This window comes from Palleronia abyssalis (assembly GCF_900302445.1).
GTDB classification, from domain to species: Bacteria; Pseudomonadota; Alphaproteobacteria; order Rhodobacterales; family Rhodobacteraceae; genus Palleronia; species Palleronia abyssalis.
Genome location: NZ_ONZF01000003.1, coordinates 347,718 through 366,295 on the forward strand (window position 1 = coordinate 347,718; position 18,578 = coordinate 366,295).

Below are 18,578 nucleotides of genomic sequence, written 5' to 3' on the forward strand. Positions count from 1 at the left end.
ATGCCCCGGGTCGCACAGAAGTCGAGGGCAAGCCGCAGTTTTGCCCCTTTCGAATGGAATTGTAATGATCGAGCGTTCAGCCAAGGATCATCTGCGATGCAACGACGCTTCAGTCTGTCAGAAGACGGCGCGGTCACCATAGATTGGGTCGTTCTGACCGCGGCGGCCGTCGGCATCGCGGTGGCTGGCATTTCCACGGTCGCCGGCAGCAGCAAGACCACCTCTTGCAACGTCTCTGCCGCAGTCGAAAAAGCCGCTGATTACGACGGGACCGGGGGCGGGGGAACCTGCTGATACGGCACCCCGCGCCGGACTGCTGAAACGCGCCAGACAGCGCGCTTAAAGCTGCGCCATCACATCGTCGGAGGCATCGAAATTGGCGGTGACGTTCTGAACGTCATCGTCGTCGTCCAGGGCCTCCATCAGCTTCATCAGCTTCTGCATGCCGTCCAGGTCCAGCTCGGTCGTGGTCTGCGGCCGCCAGACCAGCTTGGTGCTCTCGGACTCGCCCAGCTGTTCCTCCAGCACGTTCGACACGTCGTTCAAATCGGTGTCCGCGCACCAGATCACATGCGACTCGTCGCTGCTTTCGACGTCTTCGGCGCCAGCCTCGATCGCGGCCATCATCACGTCATCCGCATCGCCTACCGAGGCGGGATAGACCACCTGCCCCTTGCGATCGAACATGAACGACACCGACCCCGTCTCGCCCAGATTGCCGCCGTTCTTGGAAAACGTCGAGCGGACGGTGGACGCGGTGCGGTTGCGGTTGTCGGTCATCGCCTCGACGATGATCGCGACACCGCCGGGGCCGTACCCTTCGTATCGGATTTCCTCGTAATTCTCGGAATCGCCGCCGAGGGATTTCTTGATCGCGCGGTCGATCACGTCCTTCGGAACGGACACGGCCTTCGCTTCCTTCACCGCCAGCCGCAGGCGCGGGTTCTTGTCGGGATCGGGATCGCCCATCTTGGCGGCGACGGTGATTTCCTTCGCCAGTTTGGAAAAGAGTTTCGAGCGGGCCGCGTCCTGGCGTCCCTTGCGGTGCTGAATGTTCGCCCATTTGGAATGGCCGGCCATGGGGGTATCTCCGAATGTCGCCTGATCGGCAGGCATATACGCCACGAGACATGGGGCGTTCAAGCCATCGCCGGCCGAACTCACCCCGGCGGTGCGAACCCGACCTGTCCCGCGGGCGATGTCAGCGTTACCCACGGATCGGCAGAGGAGCCGACCAAGGGAACACGCGGGCGCGCGGGCACACGCAGAACCGCCGCGGGCCATTGATGCGGACATCCCGCCAAAGGCGCGCGCCATGGCCCCGCTCCCGAACTGCGCACCGCCGTGCAGAAGGCCCCGTCGGACATGCGCGCCGTGACGGTGTCGCGGTACAACACGACCTCACGCGCGGTGACGCCGCCAGGATCTGTCGTATCCCGCGCAATTTCAGGGGAGGCACAGGCGCCGAGCAAAAGAAGCAGAAGAACGGCTCGCATCACAATGGCCAGATCAAGGGAATGGCAAGGCTGGCCGAACAGGCCAGAAGCAGGTTCATCGGAATGCCGACCTTCAGATAGTCGGTGAACCGATACCCGCCGGGGCCGAAGACCAGCATGTTGGTCTGATACCCGATGGGCGTCGAAAAGGCCGAGGACGCGGCGAACATCACCGCGACGACCAACGCGCGCGGGTCGTAGCCCAGCGAAACACCGATTTCTATTGCGATGGGGGTCAGGATCACGCCAACCGCATTGTTCGACACCATTTCCGTCAGAGCAGAGGCCATGATGTAGATGGCAAAGACCAGTGCCACGGGGGGCAAACCGCTCAGAAGCGGGGACAGCCAGTCCGCCAGAAGTGCGACGGCGCCCGACGCCTGCAATCCCGCGCCTACGGCCAGCATCGCGAAGATCAGGGCCAGAAGCTGGCCTTCGATGAAGGTAAACGCCTCGTCTGCGTCAATGCAGCGGGTCAGCAGAATGATTGCCACCGCGACGATGGCCAGCCCCAGGATCGGAGCAATCCCCAGCGCCGACAGCACGACCACCCCGACCAGCGATCCGATGGCCCAGGGCGCGCGGCTGCGCCGATAGGCCTGCGCGGCAGGGCGCGAGATGTCGACCAGATCCATGTCCGTGGCCAGGCGCTCGATATCGCCGGGGCTGCCTTCCAGCAAAAGGGTGTCGCCCACGCGCACGACCACCTCGTCCAGCTGGCGCCCGATATTCTGGTTCCTGCGGTGAACCGCCAGCGGATAGACACCATACCGGCGCCGCAGCCGCATCGCCCCCAGCGAACGGCCGATCATCCGGCATCCGGGAGAGATTAGCACCTCGACCGTCTCCGTCTCGACCGACGACAGGCGGTCCACCCCGCGCAGGTCCCTGCTTTCCTTCAGGCTCAGAAGCTCCGCCATCTCGGTGCGCAGGACCACGCGGTCCCCGGCCGCCAAGACCACGGCGCCCAGATCGCGCCGCAGCGAGGCATCGCCGCGCAACACGTCGATCACGCGCCCGCCTTCCCGTCGGAAGGCCTCGACCTCGACCACCCGGTCACCGATCAGGTTCGACCCTTCGGGGATTGCGACTTCGGTGAAGTATTTCATCCGCCGGCGCTCGGACAAGGTGCCCGCCAGCGAGGTCCGCTCGGGCAGAAGGCGGCGCCCGACGAAGGCCAGATAGGCCCCGCCCATCGCCACCTGAACGATGCCCAGCGGCAGAATCTCGAAGATCGAGAACGCCTCCATCCCCTGTGATCGCGCCACGCCGTCGACCAGCAGGTTCGTGGACGTGCCCAGTAGCGTCAGCGTGCCCCCCAGGATCGCCGCATAGGACAGCGGGATCAGCACCTTCGAGGGCGAGACGTTCAGCCGCTTGGCCAGTTGCACGAAGACCGGGATCATCACCACGACAACCGGCGTGTTGTTCATTACTGCCGATCCCAGCGCCACGGCCGCCAGCGCCAAGACCAGCGTGCGGCGAGGGCGCGTCTCGGCGCGGGCATCGGCGACCTCGGTCAGCCATTGCAGGGCGCCGGTGCGTACCAGCCCGCCCATGATCAGGAACATCGCCGCGATGGTCCATGGTGCGGGGTTCGACAGAACCTGAAGCGCATCGTCATAGGGCAAAAGCCCCGTGGCGAACATGACCGCCGCCCCCCCGATCGCGACGACCTCCGTCGGGTAGGTCTCGCGCGCGAACAGAATGAACATGCCCACCACGATGGCGAAACTCAGCAGTGCAGTGGCCGTGGGGTCGAGCGCGTTTTCGATCATGCCTGCGTCCGGGTGAGTCGTGCGACCTTAACCGCGGGGACGCGGTGCGCAAGCCAAGCCATCGTGCGGTTTCAGTCCGTTGCATCCCCGCGCCGCCCGGACCATCCCCCCCGGCGTCGCCGGCGTGGCGCTTCAGCCAGCGCTTCGCGCAGAACCTGTTGCATCGGGTGGTCGGAGGGTTTGCCCTGATGGCGTGACAGCAGCCGGGGCAGCGCGGTCTCGGTCGTCATGTCCCCGGGCAGCGACAGCGCCCAGTCAAGGAAGATCGTCCGGCAATCGGCCAGCGTGATCCCCTCGATCTCGAAACTTTCGGCGATCAGCCCCTTGGGATCCGCCGCGTCACCTTTCCGCATGAAGCACCTCACGCACAGCTTTGGCCGCCAGGGCGGCCCATTCGTCGATCCTGTCCGACAGCTCGGCGATGGAGCCGCAGCCCGTTTCGCGCAGGATCATCTCTTCCGCCGCGGCGCCCAGATCGCCGGGATCCAGGCGATCCTCGACCAGCAGACGCTTGGCATCCTGAACGCGCGACAGCCGCTCGTGCGCCTCGCTCAGCGTTGCGGCCAATGCGCCCGCGATAAGTCCACGGGCCTTGCCCGCCTCGATCTGAGCGGCGGGTGCGCGGGCATCCGACCCCGCCAGCAGCCCCATCGCCTGCGCGGCCAGCTCGATCTCCATCAGCCGACCGGGGCCGGCCTTCATGTCCCACGCGCCGCCCGGCTTGGCCTCGGACAGACGATCCAGCATCGCGCGGGCATCCGACAGTACGGCCCCCGCATCGTGATCCTCCCCGATCACCGCACGACGTATGCCGTCGACATCGTCGATCAGCCCCGGTGGCCCGGCGATGCCGCAAGCGCGGGTCAGGGCCAGATGCTCCCACGTCCAGGCTTGGTCCCGTTGATAGGTGTCGAAGGCCGACAAGGCTGTCGCGACCGGACCCTGTTTGCCAGACGGTCGCAGCCGCATGTCGACCTCGTAAAGCCGCCCTTCCGCCGTGGGCACCGTCAGCGCCGTCACCAGCGCCTGCGTCAGGCGCGCGTAATAGGTCCGCGCGGGCAGGGGGCGCCGCCCGTCCGAGCTGTCGGCGCCATCCGCGTCGTAGATGACGATGAGGTCCAGATCCGACCGTGCGGTCAGATGCCCGGCCCCCAGCGACCCCATCCCCAGGACCATCGCGCCCCGCCCCGGGGCCGCGCCGTGCTTGCCCGCAAATTCGGCCTGAACGGTAGGCCAAAGCGACCGGATGACCGAGGTCGCAAGATCGGTATACTGCCGCCCTGCCTCGGCCCCGTCGATCAGGCCGCGCAGGTGATGGACACCGATGCGGAAATGCCAGTCCCGCGCCCACCGCCGCGCGGTGTCGAGCTGGCGTTCGTAATCGTCATCGGCCTGAAGCGCGGTCGAAAGATCGCCGGTCAGCGCCGCCTCCCCGGGCCAGGGGCGGAAGAAGTCCCCCACCAGAACTGCGTCCAGAACGGCCGCGTTCCGGCTGAGATAGCTGGACAATTCGGTCGTGGTGCCCGCGATGTCGGCGATCAGGGTCAAAAGCTCGGGATTGGCCTCGAAGAGGGAGAACAGCTGCACCCCCGCGGGAAGTCCGCGCAGGAACCCGTCGAAATTAACCAACGCCTTGTCGGCGCGGGGCCCCGACAGAAGCCGCTTCAGCAGGTCCGCCTTGATCCGGTCGAAGATGTCCAGCGCCCGTTCCGAGCGCAACGCAGGTACGCCTCGCCAACCTTCGACGATCCGGGCCTGATCCGGGGTCAGGTCGACCTCGGACCGGGGCGCGGGCGTGGGGGCGAAGAAATCCTCGGTCAGCTCGGACACCCGCGACAGACTCTCGGTCAGGTTGCGCTTCAGGGTCGCTGTATCGGTCCCCATGAACGCGGCCAGTCGGTCGAATCCCTCGGCATCGTCGGGAAGCTCGTGGGTCTGGCGGTCGGCGATCATCTGAATGCGATGTTCGACCTCGCGATGGGCGGCGTAGTCCTCGGCCAGCGTCTCAGCAACATCGGCGGGCACCCAGCCCGCGGCGACCAGGCGGTTCAGCCCCTCAACCGTGCCGCGGACCCGAAGACTCTCGTCGCGACCACCGGCGATGATCTGGCGGGTCTGGGTGAAGAACTCGATCTCGCGGATGCCGCCGCGGCCCAGTTTCATGTCATGCCCGTCCAGCCGGATCGGCCCGCCCAGCCCCTTGTGATCGCGGATGCGCAGCCGCATGTCGTGGGCGTCGCGAATGGCGGCGAAGTCCAAGTGCCGCCGCCAGACAAACGGACGCAGATCGCACAAGTACCGCTCGCCCGCGCGCACGTCGCCGGCGCAGGGGCGGGCCTTGATGTGGGCGGCGCGTTCCCATGTGCGCCCCAAGGATTCGTAATACCGTTCGGCCGCGGCCATGCCCATGCAGATCGGCGTGACGGACGGATCGGGGCGCAGGCGCAGGTCCGTCCTGAACACATAGCCGTCGGCGTCGGTCTCCGACAGCAGGCGGCAAGCCCTTTGACCGGCCTTGACCAGCGCACTGCGCACCTGGCCGATCTCGCCGGGGTCGTAGGCGCCTTCGTCGAATAAGCAGATCAGGTCGATATCCGACGAATAGTTCAGTTCGAAGGCGCCCATCTTACCCATGGCCAGCGCGACAAAGCCGCCCGCATCCGCCTCGCTGGGGGGCAACCGCTTGCGCTGCCGCTCGGTCGCGATCTCGCGGCGCCATGCGCGGTCCACGGCCAGATCCGCCAGCCGGGTCAAGGCGCCCGTCACCTCGCCCAGCGACCAGACACCGCCGCAATCGCAAAGCGCCGTCAGAAGCGCGACACGTCGCTTGGCTTGGCGCAGCGCCGCGGCTAGGTCGGCATCCTGCGCGGCATTCACGTCAGACAGGATCGTGTGCAGAAGCGTTTCCGGGTCCCCCTCCACCGCGTGGCGCACCCACTCGGCCTCCCGCTCGATCAAGCCGCGCAGATAGGGGCTGCATCCCGCGATGCCGGCAACAAGATCACCAGCCCGATCCGGCAGGGTTCCGACCGTATCCAGGGTCTCTCGGGCCCGATCGGTCTCGAACGGGGACGGCCAACGGGTGATGCGCGCGGTCAGGGACATGTGCATGCATGTTCGCCCAAGCGATCCGCCCGTCAAGCCACGGCAGGCACCTTTCGCACGATCAGCCAATCGAAAAATGTGAAAAGCTTTCACATCACCCCTTGCAGGCTCCGCCACGTCACCCCATCTTGAGTCATGTGAAAGGCATTAACATAGGAGACTTCGATGACCAGCTTCGCCGATACCCCCGTCCATCGCCCCAATCCGCTCGTCCGGGTGGAACAGTGGCTCGACCAGCGCGGAAAGTTCGCCTGGATCGCCTCGATGGTGGCCGGTTTCATCTTCTTTTGGCCGGTCGGGCTGGCCTTCCTGGGATACATGGTCTGGCAGAACAAGTTCTCGCTGAGCAAACGCGGCAGCTACGCCATGCGGCGCAGCGGCAACTTGCGCGGGACGTCGGGCAACGCCGCCTTCGACACCTACCGCAATGAAACGTTGCGCCGTCTGGAAGACGAACAGGCCGCGTTCGAAGGCTTCCTGAAGCGTCTGCGCGAAGCCCGCGACAAGGCCGAGTTCGACCAGTTCATGGAAGATCGGAACCGGAAGTCCGACGACAAGGACGCCGCGTGATCCAAGCGGCCCGCCCTTCCACAGGGCGGGCCGAACGCTTATCTGAGAGGGTATGATGACGACTGCACTTGGACTTCCCGACCCGTATCGCGACGCCGCGTTCTACGAGGACACCGCCATCAAGCGCGCCCTGGCCTGGGTCGTAGATGTCGTCCTCATCACGGCGCTGTCGGTGGCGCTGACGCCGCTGACGCTGTTCACGTCGATCTTCTATTTCCCGCTGTTCTACCTTTGCGTCGGCTTCGCCTATCGCAGCGCCAGCATCGCCAAATGGTCCGGCACGCCCGGCATGCGACTGATGTCGGTCGAGCTTAGGGACGTGAATGGCGAACGGTTCGACATAGTCAACGCCGCGCTGCACACGGCCGGATATACCGCCGCCGTCGTGTTCTTCCCGTTGCAATTGATGTCCGGCGCCCTGATGATCGGGACCGCCCGGAAACAGGGCCTTGTCGATCTTGTCCTGGGCTCGGCGGCGATCAACCGCGCCGCCCTCGCCTAGGTGCGATTTCGGGGGGTTGGCGCGGCGTCAAGGCCGCGCTACCGTCGCCCCCGAACAGTTCTTCGGACCACATGCGACACACACTTCCCATCGCGCCGCAGTTCTACGTTACGGCGCCCCAACCTTGCCCCTATCTTCCCGACCGGGTCGAGCGGAAGCTCTTCACCGCGCTGCACGGGGACGAGGCGCAACTGCTGAACGACGCGCTGTCCAAGCAGGGCTTCCGGCGCAGCCAGAACGTGCTTTATCGCCCCTCCTGCGCCGAATGCGCCGCCTGCCTGTCGGCCCGGATTCGCGTGGCCGATTTCCAGCCGTCGCGTACACAGCGGCGCCTGATGAAGCGAAATGCGGATGTGACGCGGGGGGCCAACGCGCCCTGGGCCACCGAAGCCCAGTACGAGCTGTTCCGGTCCTACCTCGACAGCCGGCACGCCGATGGCGGCATGGCGGATATGGACATTTTCGAGTTCGCGGCGATGATCGAGGAAACCCCGATCCGCAGCCGCGTGGTCGAATACCAACGCCCCGACCCGGACACCGGACGGGCCGAGCTGATCGCGACTTGCCTCACCGACGTGCTGGATGACGGGCTGTCCATGGTCTATTCTTTCTACGCCCCGGACATGGCCGAACGGTCCTTGGGGACCTATGCCATCCTCGATCACGTCAGGATCGCGCGGGATGCCGGTTTGCCCTACGTCTATCTGGGCTACTGGGTGCCCGGGTCTGCGAAGATGGGATACAAAGCGCGGTTCAACGCGCTCGAGATCTACAAGGGCGGTCAATGGGTACCAATCGGCAATCCGGCCGATCACGAATCCCAGACGCATCCCCTCTCGACAGATCCGATTGCCGAGCAGGTCGCGAAACTGGACCTGCCCGACACGATGTCGCGGCGCGACTGACGCCGAAGGCGCCTACATCGTTTCCAGCGCTTTCTTGCACGCGTCGCCACAGCGTTTGCAGGCCTCGGCGCAAATCCTGCAATGCTCCATCATCTCGCCGTGCTGCTCGCACATGGCGCCGCACGTGCCACAGGCGACCATGCAGGCGTTCAGCATCGCCCGGATGACCTCCTCGTTCGATCCGGTCCGACGGGTGGCCACCTTGGCGGTCGCCATGCAGATGTCGGCGCAGTCGGCGTCCAGTCGGATGCAGTCGACAAGGTCCGCAACGTTCGGCTCACCCGCGCAGGCATCCGCGCATGATGTGCAGACCTGCGCGCAGTTCAGCGCCTCGGCGACACAGTCAGCCAGCGGGTCGTTCAGGTGGCCTTCCACGTGGGGATGGGCCGCGATCATGCGTCCGGTGTCCATGGGGTCTCTCCGTTACTGGTCACATACATCCCGGTAACGAAGAGACGGCGCAGCCCGTTCCGTGACGCGGGCTGCGCCGACGGCTCAGCCGGGGAACAGGTCCGGCACGATGGTCACGATGGCGGGGAAGAACCACAGGATCGACAGCCCGACGATCTGGATCAGCACGAAGGGCAGGACACCGCGATAGATGTGGCCGGTCGTGACCTCCTTCGGGGCGACCCCGCGCAGATAGAACAGCGCAAACCCGAAGGGCGGCGTCAGGAACGAGGTCTGCAAATTAACCGCGATCATGATCGTCACCCATTTGGGATCCATCGTCCCGCCATAGATCACGGGGCCCACGATGGGGACGACGATGTAGATGATCTCGAGGAAGTCGAGCACGAAGCCCAGCACGAACAGCACCAGCATGACGATCAGGAAGACGACCATCTCGTTGTCGAAGCTGCGAAGGAACGCCTGGATATAGTGCTCGCCCCCGAACGAGATCACGACCAGGTTCAAAAGCTGCGAGCCGATCAGGATGGTGAAGACCATGCTGGTAACCTTCGCCGTCTCACGCACCACGGGCGTCAACACGCCCCCCGTCCACAGCACGACGCAGGCATAAAGCAGCCCGAACAGCGCAAACAGATAACATGCCTGCGCGGCCAGATAGGCGATCCATTGCTCGGCGCCCGTTTCGCCCAGGCCCACGCGCAAGTCGAAGTTCACCCCGATCAGGATCATAACGACGATGGCTAACGCAGAACCTATGATGATCTTCCCCGACTTCCCGTCATCCTTCAGCTTGCGGAAGGCCGCCAGCATGATGGCGCCCCCTGCCCCCAATGCCGCGGCGGGCGTCGGGTTGGTGATCCCGCCCAGGATCGACCCCAGGACCGCGACGATCAGGACCAGCGGCGGGAAGACCACGCGGATCAGGTCGTTTCGCGCCAAACGCCTCGCAGCCTCGCGCACGGCCCACAGGACCAGAAGCCCCGGCAGCAACAGGATCAGGAATGTCGCCCCGGGGGACGTCGTGGGGCCGATGAAGACAATATCGGCAAGCAGGGCCAGCACGATCCCCAGCCCCCCAAGTGCCAGCGGCCTTGGCTCGTCCGAGGGCGAGACGCCGCGCGCGAAGGCCAGGACGATGGCGAAGAACAGGAAAAAGATCGCGACGCCGGTGCCGATGGGGGCGGCCTCGTCGATCATGCGCGCCAGTTCGACCTCGCGCTCCTCCTCGGTCAGGCGATGCACGTCCTGCAAGCCGCCGGACTCGTTGATCGCGGCCTGCTCGGCCACGGCACGGTCCCAGGCGGACTGACCGTGCAGATCGATCATCGCTTCCTGGCACTGGGGCGACACGTTGGTACGCAGCGACGCGGCATCGCCCTGTTGGCTGAACGAGTCAACGACTACGGATTGCGAGCCCATCAACCCGGCCGATCCGGCCAGCACCACCGCAAGCACCATCGCCGCGGGCACACCCAGAAACCAGGTCAGCCCCTCGCCGCGGGTGATGTACTCGCCGTTCGCGCCCTCGCCCGTGACCGGCGGGGCCTTGGACGGGTTCAGCACCGCATAGCCGAAGGCATAAAGCCCGTAGAGCAGCGCCAGGAAGATCCCCGGCAACAGCGCGGCCTGGAACAACGTCCCGACCGAGACGACGGCCGCTTCGCCCAAATAGGTCAGCGCGTCGGAACAGCCGACCGACTGCGCGCGGGCCTCCTGCGCGGTGGAATAGAGGTCGCCGGCCAACGTGCCCAGAAGGACGATCACGATCGACGGCGGGATGATCTGCCCCAGCGTCCCCGAGGCCGCGATGACCCCCGTCGCCAGCTCGGCCGAATAGTTCGCCCGCAGCATCGTCGGCAGCGACAGCAGCCCCATGGTCACCACGGTCGCCCCCACGATCCCGGTGGAGGCCGCGAGGAACGCGCCGACGACGACGACCGAAACCGCCAGACCGCCCGGGATCGGTCCGAACACCCGCGCCATGGTCGTCAGCAGGTCGTTCGCGATGCGCGAGCGTTCCAGCGTGATGCCCATGAGGACGAACATCAGGACGGCAAGTAGCGTCTCGATCGACTGGCCGGCCAGCACACGCTCGTTGATGCGGTTGACGATGAAGCTGATGTTGCGGTCCAGCGCCAGCTGCCAGCCGCCGTTGAACAGGGGTTCGGTGATCAGGGGCAGGTCGGGATACCTGAACTTCGAGATGTCGATGGGGTTCACCCCGTCGGCCGTCAGGCCCCGATAGGCGTCGGACCCGGTATCCACCGCCTGGTGGACAAGGATCCCCGCGCTGTCCAGCGCGGCAATGATCGCGAAGGACACCACCGCGGCGCCGCCGATGGCGAAGGCCACCGGGAAGCCCGACAGGATCCCGCCGAACAGGCAGAGGAACACGATGATCAGGCCGATCTCGACCCCGTCCAAACCGAAGAGCATGTGTCTATTCCAGTCTCAATGGCTCGACGCGACGGCGTCGGGGTTGTCGAGGTCAAGATACTTGTTGTCGGAGGCCGGCCCCTCCCTCAGTTCGAGGTAGGACCGATAGAACACGGCGATGGCCTGCAGGAAGATCATCCCGCAGAACGCGACCAGAAGCACCTTGAACAGGAAATACGCGTTGAACCCGTTGGGCGAGAATCCGATGGTTTCCACGTTCCAGCGCAGGATCGTCGCCTTGCGCATCATCAGATCCAGCTTGTCCGAGGCCGACACCTTGGGCGTCACCAGATGACGCCACAGGAAGAACCAGGCGTAAAGCCAGATGATGATCGCCATCGGCGCCATGAAGATCAGCGCGCCGACCATGTCTATGATCTTCTTGGTCCGGTACGATGCCGGCGCGTACAGAAGATCGACGCGCACATGGCCCTTCTGGACGAACGTATAGGCGCAGCACAGCGTCACGACGATCGCGTTGTAGAGCTTCAGTTCCTCGGACCACCACGACACCTCGAACGAGAAGGCCGTGCCGAACCCGATCCCCAGTTGCGACTGGGCGAAGATGCGCTGGACGAAGATGACGACGATCTGCTGAAGGACCATGATCAGTCCCGCCCAGGCCATCACCCGTCCCACCGTGTTCCCGAACGCCTCGATCCCGCGGACCGCGCCCCACAGAAGCCAGGTCTTCCACATCCCGAACGCCGTGAAGATCAGAAAGGCCGTCAGGACGACGAAGAAGAATTCAACCGAGGCACCGTAATATATGAAACGGACGAGGCTTTCGCCATTCGACCAGTCCAGCCACAGCCCCGGCTGCGTCACCGCGAGGATGAAGTGCCAGACCGACAGCACGATGTTGGTCACGAACCAGATCAGTCCATCAAGCATGAGTGAGTCCCGGTGGGCCTTGAGGTCAACTTGGACGAAGGCCGGCCAGTGCCCTAGCACCGGTCGGCCCGGTCGGCGCGCCCCGCGTGCGGCGCGCGCCCGTCAGGTCGGAAAGGTCAGTAGCCCTTCACGCGGTCCCGCTGCTGGGAGAACACGCCCGAGGACGTGGAAATCCACTGGGCCGACGCCTGAAGCGAGTTCTGATAGCTTTCGAGGCAGCGATCATAAAGATCGTCGCCTGCGGCCTCCATCAAGACCTCTTCCGCGGCTGAGCCGAAGGCATCCCACACGGCGTCGGGGAACTCGGCGATGCGCACGCCTCCCGACTGCAGACGCTGAAGCGCGGCACCGTTGTTGGCCATGAACAGGGACATGGTCCACAGGTTCGACGAGCGCGAGACCTGCTGAACGATGGCCTGCTGCGCCGGGGTCAGGCTTTCGAACACCTCGAGGTTCATCACGAGGTTCAGGTTCGGCCCGGGCTCGTGGAAGCCGGCGGTGTAGTAGATATTCGTGATCTCCTGGAAACCGGCCTTTTCGTCCGCCCAGGGTCCGATCCACTCGGTCCCGTCAATGGCGCCAGAGGACAGCGCCTGGTACACTTCGGCGCCCGGCAGGTTCTGCACCGACGCGCCCAGCTTCGAGAGCACTTGACCGCCCTGCCCCGGCATCCGGAACCGCAGGCCCTGGAAGTCTTCGGGGGCGTTGATTTCCTTGCTGAACCAGCCGCCCGACTGCGGACCTGTGTTGCCCGCCGCCATCGCCTTCAGCCCGAAGATCGAATACAGTTCGTCCGCCAGTTCCTGTCCGCCCTGGTGGTCGATCCAGTTGTTGTATTCCTGGAACGTCATGCCGAACGGCACCTGGCTGAAGAAGGACAGCGCCGGGTGCTGGCTGAGGAAATAGTAATCCACGCCATGATACATGTCGGCCTGGCCGGCGGTGACCGCGTCGAAGACCTCGAACGCGCCGACCAGCTCCCCCGCGGCGCGCAGGTCGACGGTGACCTGACCGTCCGTCAGTTCGGTGATCTTGTCGGCACAGAATTGCGCGCTGTCGTGGACACCCGCAAGGCCGCGGCCCCAGGTCGTGACCATCGTCAGTGTCCGGTTGCCCTGCGCGTAGGCCGGTGCGGCCAGCGTCGACGCGGCAGCGGCCGAGCCGCCAAGAGCAGACGTTCTCAAGAATGAACGGCGATCCATATATTTTCCTCCCGTGATGCCGCGCCGTTATGCCCGGCGCGACGGATCCGTTGCGTGACGCGACCCTAGCGAGACAGATCGAGGGAGGAAATATGAAATATTCAGCAATTAACTTAACGTGGCCGGAACCCTTTCGGTTCCACATCAGTCCCGCCCGGCGCTCCTCGACCGTTCCCGCAGGACTTTCGCCACAAGCGCGCCCAGCAAGACAACGCTGGCCGACACCCATAGCCACATGAGCAGGATCACCACGCCGCCCAGCGCGCCGAACGTCTCCTGATATGATCCGAACAGGCGCACATAGACGGCGAAGGCGGCCGTCCCGGCAAGCCACAGCAGGCAGGCCAGCGCCGCACCCGGCACGATCCAGCGCCACGCCGTGTTCTGCCCGGCCGGCCCGACACGATAGGTCAGCGCAATGCCGGCAGCCGCGATCACAAGCAGGACCGGCCATCTCGCGGCGGTCACCAGCGTCTCGGTCGAGGCGGGCAGCGGAAGCCACGCCAGCACCGCCGGAACGATCACCGCGACTGCGACGCAAAGAAGCACCCCAAGAAGCAGGCCCAGCGTCAGCGCCAGCTTCAACGCCGTCTGCTTGACGAAGCTGCGATCGTCGTCGCGTTCGTTGATCAGGTTCATCCCGTCGATCAGTGCCTGCATGCCCTTCGACGCGGAATAGAGCGTGATCAGAAGACCGAAGATTGCAACAAGGCCGAGCCCGCCGGATTCGCTGCCCGCGACCTCGCGCGCCTGGCCGATGATGATCTCTTGCGCGGCTTGGGGCATCACGCCCGAAAGGCTGTTCAGGGTTTCGGTCACCTGCGCGGGATCGGCAACAAGGCCCGCCATCGCCATCATTGCACCGATGGCCGGAAACAGCGCCAGCAAGCCGTAAAATGCCACGCCCGCCGCGATCAGTGTCAGCTTCTTGTCGTTCATCTGGGTGTAGACGGCTTTTGCGACGCTTGCGGTGTCGGCCATGGGGTCCCTCCTGTTGCCTGCTCTCTGAACGGCGGACCGGGTATGTCGTTCCGCATGACGCGCACGGCCGCACCGGAGACCCCGGGCGCAACATTCGTTCGCCTGATCACGGTGCTGCGACATTTTTCGTGCGGAATCGCGGTTGACCGCATGTCGCCCCGGGCGTATCGGTCAACGCACGGCAACGGAGACCGGACCATGGCGATCCTTCTTGTAGTACGGAGCGACAGGCACGCGGGGTGAACGGCCCCGATCGGACTTCTGACGCGCCCCCGACCTCACCCTCGGGGGCTTTTTCTTGGGCAATGCACGACGGAGACGAAACGATGACCCAGCCCATCACCGGCGCCCAAATGGTTGTTCAGGCCCTGAAGGATCAGGGCGTAGACGTGGTGTTCGGCTACCCCGGCGGCGCGGTCCTTCCGATCTATGACGAGATCTTCCTGCAAAACGAGATCAAGCACGTCCTCGTCCGCCACGAACAGGCCGCCGTCCACGCCGCCGAAGGCTATGCCCGGTCCACCGGGAAGGTCGGGGTCGCGCTGGTCACATCAGGGCCCGGTGCGACGAACGCGGTCACTGGCCTGACCGACGCTCTGATGGATTCGATCCCGATCATCGTCCTGTCGGGCCAAGTGCCCACCTTCATGATCGGCAACGACGCCTTCCAGGAGGCCGACACCGTGGGCATCACCCGGCCCTGCACCAAGCACAACTGGCTGGTGAAAGAGACCGACGCCCTGTCGGGCGTGATCCACGAGGCCTTCCACGTTGCCCGCTCGGGCCGGCCCGGCCCGGTGCTGGTCGACATCCCCAAGGACGTCCAGTTCGCGGCCGGGACCTATACGCCCAAGGTCAAGGCCAACACCTCGCGCTATCAACCCAAGGTAAAGGGCGACCCCGAGATGCTGTCGCGCCTGGCCGAAGCCATCGCGACCGCCAAGCGGCCCATCATCTATTCGGGCGGCGGCGTCATCAATTCCGGCCCAGCCGCCAGCCAGCTTCTGCGCGAACTGGTGGACGAGACCGGGTTTCCCATCACCTCGACCCTGATGGGCCTGGGGGCCTATCCGGCCTCGGGCGAAAAGTGGTTGGGAATGCTGGGGATGCACGGCCTCTACGAGGCGAACCTCGCGATGCATGGCTGCGACCTGATGATCAACATCGGCGCCCGTTTCGACGACCGCATCACCGGGCGCACGCAGGATTTCAGCCCCAACAGCCAGAAAGCGCATATCGATATCGACCCCTCGTCGATCAACAAGGTCATCCGGGTGGACATGCCGATCATCGGCGACGTCGGGCATGTGTTGGAAGACCTGCTGCGGATCTGGAAAAGCCAGGGCCGCAAGACCGACAAGGCCGCCCTGTCCAAGTGGTGGGCCCAGATCGACGAATGGCGCGCGGTGAAGTGCCTGGAGTTCAAGAACTCCGACACGGTCATCAAGCCGCAATACGCGATGCAGCGGCTCGAGGCGCTGACCAAGGACCGCGACCGCTACATCTGCACCGAAGTCGGCCAGCACCAGATGTGGGCCGCGCAATACCTGGGATTCGAGGAACCCAACCGCTGGATGACCTCCGGCGGTCTGGGCACCATGGGCTATGGCCAGCCGGCGTCGATGGGCGTCCAGATGGCCCACCCCGATGCCCTGGTCATCAACGTCGCGGGCGAGGCGTCATGGCTGATGAACATGCAGGAAATGGGCACGATGGTGCAGTACCGCATGCCCGTGAAGCAGTTCATCCTGAACAACGAACGCCTGGGCATGGTGCGCCAATGGCAGGAGCTTCTGCATGGCGAGCGATACTCGCAAAGCTGGTCCGAGGCCCTGCCCGACTTCGTGAAACTGGCCGAGGCGTTCGGGGCCAAGGGCATCCAATGCGCGGACCCCAAGGACCTGGACGACGCCATCAAGGAGATGCTGGACCACGACGGCCCGGTCATCTTCGACTGCCTGGTGGAAAAGCACGAGAACTGCTTCCCGATGATCCCCAGCGGTGAGCCGCACAATAAGATGCTGCTGCCCAATGCAGAAACGCAGAACCAGATCACCGCACCTGGCGCCGTGCTGGTTTGAAGGCCAGGACCGGGGGTTTCACACCCCCGGACCCCCGTGGGGTATTTTCCCAAGAATGAAGGTGCGCGGTGTTGCACCGCGGGCCGTTCGGCGCGAAACTCTGCTGGTACAAGTGCAGTTTTTTGGGTTCGGTGATGCGGGCAACATGTATTGTGGTGGTTTTTGGTGCGGGACTGATCACGGGCGCCCATGCCCAGGATCGGCTGGACGAGGAAAGCGGGTGGCCGACGCTTTACCAGTCGGACAGCATAGAGTTGGTGAGTTTCGGGTATTTGCGGTCTCTGGGCTTCGGCGGGCGGTTCGACGGCGGCGCACAGGAATGCTTCCAACTTCCCGATGCGCCCGTAAAATACCGCCTTGGCAACGAGTGCGAGACCTATGTCGAGCCGGGTTTTACCCTGACATTCGGCGATCGCGAGGCCGGACCGACCCTTCTGTTCCAACTGCGCAACGCGATCATCGGAACGCCGATCAACGACTATGACGATTTCGAGATCCTGACCGTCGAGAGCTGGGTCGGGCTGGGCGAGTTCACCGACCAGGGACCGCTGGCCGGTGCCCGGGTCTGGGGCGGGCAACGGTTCTACTATCGCCAGGACACGCATATCCACGACTTTTATTATTTCAACGGCACCGGCCTCGGCTACGGGATCGAGCAGATCCCGTTTGGCCAAGGCGAGCTGGCCGTCGCCCTCTTCGAGCATTCCAGCTTCGACATCGGGACCGCGCTGGACGAGGACACGCCCTTCCGCCGCGTCGAGGCCCGGATCGAGGATTGGCAGCACACCGAGACCGTCCTTCTGCGCGGTGCCGTGGACCTGCGCTTTGCCAAGTCCCACGCCGAGACGCGGGCCGATTTCGGCGGCATGGCCACCGTCGAGGCAGAGGTTTCCGATATCTGGCAAGGCAGCCTATCGCTGACTGCGCAACTGGGTTGGGGGCCGGGGCATACGCTGACCTTCGCCTCGGACGCCACGGCCCCCGAAGGAGAGGTCGGGGCGCGTCTGGTCGCCAGCTACCTGACGAACCGCGGCGACGATTTCTCGATGCAGGCCACGGCCGTGGTCGAGGCGCAGAGCCGGAACCGCGAATGGCTGTCGATCGGGGCGCGCCCATTATGGCGGATCGGCGGCGATTTCCATGTCGGGCTGGAGCCCGGGCTAGATGTCACGGTCGAAGATGGCGACGCGCAGATCCTGGGAAAACTGACCGGCGCGTTGGTCTGGAAGCCGGGCGGATCGGACTTCTTCGACCGGCCCGCCATCCGCGGCTATGTGACCTATGCCGACTGGAACGACGAGGCCGAGACGGCCGGGTTGGGCCGGGTCTATCCCGGGACCGCGGGCGCGACCTATGGCGTGCAGGTCGAGCATTGGTGGTGAACGCCCCTTGTCCCGCCGCCGTCCGGGCGGCATAGAAGGTGGACTGGAATACCACGTGGGGGAGGCGTTCGTGAGCAACCTGAAGATCGAGAAAGGGTCGTCCCGGCGGTCAGCCTATGACCTACGCGATCCGAACGCGGACACCATCGAGCGTCATACGCTGGCAGTGATCGTCGACAACGAGGCCGGCGTGCTGGCGCGAGTCATCGGCCTGTTCTCCGGGCGGGGTTACAACATCGAAAGCCTGACGGTGGCCGAGATCGACCATACCGGTCACACCTCTCGCATCACCATCGTCACCACCGGGACGCCCGCCATCATCGACCAGATCAAGGCGCAGCTGGGGCGGATCGTTCCGGTTCACGAAGTCCACGATCTGACCGTCGAAGGCGCTAGCGTCGAACGTGAGCTTGCCTTGTTCAAGGTTTCGGGCGAAGGCGACAAGCGGGTCGAGGCGTTGCGTCTTGCGGATATCTTCCGCGCCAATGTCGTCGACAGCACGCTCAAGAACTTCACGTTCGAAATCACCGGATCGCCCGAAAAGATCGACGCCTTTGCGGACCTTATGCGCCCCCTGGGTCTGACCGAGATGGCCCGTACCGGTGTTGCGGCGTTGGCCCGCGGCTAGGCCAGTCTTTGCCCTTTCGGGAAGGGCGCTGGCCCTTGGTCGCGTCGAGCGACAAATGTTCTTGGACGGCGGTTCGGGGGCTACGCGGTGCGGAACGACAGCGCCACGGGATGCAAAGGGCTCGTTCAGAGGTATCGCCGGTATCGGACCAAATGTCTGCGCCGTCGGATTCGAAAGCCAATCGGTTCAGGCCTGACCGGCGAT

General features: G+C 64.9%; 16 protein-coding genes. 7 read left to right on the forward strand and 9 right to left on the reverse strand.

Annotated features, from left to right (window positions below; translation table 11 throughout):
- Nucleotides 1-96: 96 nt before the first annotated feature.
- Entirely contained in the window at nucleotides 97-294 is a 198-nt protein-coding gene (locus tag PAA8504_RS08995) for a hypothetical protein (protein WP_108893848.1), read from the forward strand.
- Nucleotides 295-339: 45 nt separating this feature from the next.
- Here PAA8504_RS08995 and PAA8504_RS09000 read toward each other — a convergent pair whose 3' ends face one another.
- The 4 genes from PAA8504_RS09000 to PAA8504_RS09015 all read right to left on the reverse strand — a co-directional run bounded on the left by PAA8504_RS09000 (nucleotide 340) and on the right by PAA8504_RS09015 (nucleotide 6,385).
- Nucleotides 340-1,080, reverse strand: coding sequence for a YebC/PmpR family DNA-binding transcriptional regulator (locus tag PAA8504_RS09000; RefSeq protein WP_108894074.1), 741 nt, complete (start codon nucleotides 1,078-1,080; stop codon nucleotides 340-342).
- A gap of 415 nt (nucleotides 1,081-1,495) precedes the next feature.
- Nucleotides 1,496-3,274 (reverse strand): SLC13 family permease, encoded by a 1,779-nt coding sequence (locus PAA8504_RS09005; protein ID WP_108893849.1) that lies wholly within the window; start codon nucleotides 3,272-3,274, stop codon nucleotides 1,496-1,498.
- 71 nt (nucleotides 3,275-3,345) lie between these two features.
- Entirely contained in the window at nucleotides 3,346-3,627 is a 282-nt protein-coding gene (locus PAA8504_RS09010; protein WP_108893850.1) for a hypothetical protein, read from the reverse strand.
- Nucleotides 3,614-6,385 (reverse strand): [protein-PII] uridylyltransferase family protein, encoded by a 2,772-nt coding sequence (locus PAA8504_RS09015; protein ID WP_306419525.1) that lies wholly within the window; start codon nucleotides 6,383-6,385, stop codon nucleotides 3,614-3,616. The genes PAA8504_RS09010 and PAA8504_RS09015 overlap by 14 nt, the downstream gene beginning before the upstream one ends.
- 159 nt (nucleotides 6,386-6,544) lie before the next feature.
- Here PAA8504_RS09015 and PAA8504_RS09020 point away from each other — a divergent pair, with 159 nt between their 5' ends.
- The 3 genes from PAA8504_RS09020 (at nucleotide 6,545) to PAA8504_RS09030 (ending at nucleotide 8,356) form a co-directional block, all read left to right on the forward strand.
- Entirely contained in the window at nucleotides 6,545-6,949 is a 405-nt protein-coding gene (locus PAA8504_RS09020) for a DUF2852 domain-containing protein (RefSeq protein ID WP_108893851.1), read from the forward strand.
- 55 nt (nucleotides 6,950-7,004) lie between these two features.
- A complete protein-coding gene (locus PAA8504_RS09025) occupies nucleotides 7,005-7,451 on the forward strand; it encodes an RDD family protein (RefSeq protein ID WP_181375743.1) in 447 nt (148 codons plus the stop codon).
- A 71-nt stretch (nucleotides 7,452-7,522) separates the two neighbouring features.
- The gene (locus PAA8504_RS09030; protein WP_108893853.1) at nucleotides 7,523-8,356 is read left to right on the forward strand and encodes an arginyltransferase; all 834 of its coding nucleotides are present in this window, start codon (nucleotides 7,523-7,525) and stop codon (nucleotides 8,354-8,356) included.
- 12 nt (nucleotides 8,357-8,368) lie between these two features.
- On the opposite strand, the gene PAA8504_RS09035 is transcribed toward PAA8504_RS09030, so the two are convergent.
- From PAA8504_RS09035 to PAA8504_RS09055, 5 genes are all read right to left on the reverse strand, one after another.
- Complete coding sequence (locus PAA8504_RS09035) at nucleotides 8,369-8,767, reverse strand: four-helix bundle copper-binding protein (protein ID WP_108893854.1); 399 nt, start codon at nucleotides 8,765-8,767, stop codon at nucleotides 8,369-8,371.
- Nucleotides 8,768-8,851: 84 nt separating this feature from the next.
- Nucleotides 8,852-11,206: a TRAP transporter large permease gene (locus tag PAA8504_RS09040; protein ID WP_108893855.1), complete on the reverse strand. Its 2,355-nt coding sequence runs from the start codon at nucleotides 11,204-11,206 to the stop codon at nucleotides 8,852-8,854.
- Between the two features lie 15 nt (nucleotides 11,207-11,221).
- A complete protein-coding gene (locus PAA8504_RS09045; RefSeq protein WP_108893856.1) occupies nucleotides 11,222-12,100 on the reverse strand; it encodes a TRAP transporter small permease subunit in 879 nt (292 codons plus the stop codon).
- A gap of 116 nt (nucleotides 12,101-12,216) precedes the next feature.
- The gene (locus PAA8504_RS09050; protein ID WP_108893857.1) at nucleotides 12,217-13,302 is read right to left on the reverse strand and encodes a TRAP transporter substrate-binding protein; all 1,086 of its coding nucleotides are present in this window, start codon (nucleotides 13,300-13,302) and stop codon (nucleotides 12,217-12,219) included.
- Nucleotides 13,303-13,446: 144 nt separating this feature from the next.
- The gene (locus tag PAA8504_RS09055) at nucleotides 13,447-14,283 is read right to left on the reverse strand and encodes a YihY/virulence factor BrkB family protein (RefSeq protein WP_181375744.1); all 837 of its coding nucleotides are present in this window, start codon (nucleotides 14,281-14,283) and stop codon (nucleotides 13,447-13,449) included.
- Between the two features lie 326 nt (nucleotides 14,284-14,609).
- Between PAA8504_RS09055 and PAA8504_RS09060 the strand changes: the two genes are divergently transcribed.
- The 3 genes from PAA8504_RS09060 to ilvN all read left to right on the forward strand — a co-directional run bounded on the left by PAA8504_RS09060 (nucleotide 14,610) and on the right by ilvN (nucleotide 18,374).
- Nucleotides 14,610-16,364, forward strand: coding sequence for an acetolactate synthase 3 large subunit (locus tag PAA8504_RS09060; protein WP_108893859.1), 1,755 nt, complete (start codon nucleotides 14,610-14,612; stop codon nucleotides 16,362-16,364).
- A 134-nt stretch (nucleotides 16,365-16,498) separates the two neighbouring features.
- Complete coding sequence (locus tag PAA8504_RS09065) at nucleotides 16,499-17,746, forward strand: carbohydrate porin (protein WP_146190472.1); 1,248 nt, start codon at nucleotides 16,499-16,501, stop codon at nucleotides 17,744-17,746.
- Between the two features lie 70 nt (nucleotides 17,747-17,816).
- The gene (gene ilvN / locus PAA8504_RS09070) at nucleotides 17,817-18,374 is read left to right on the forward strand and encodes an acetolactate synthase small subunit (RefSeq protein ID WP_108894076.1); all 558 of its coding nucleotides are present in this window, start codon (nucleotides 17,817-17,819) and stop codon (nucleotides 18,372-18,374) included.
- The last annotated feature ends 204 nt before the right edge of the window (nucleotides 18,375-18,578 follow it).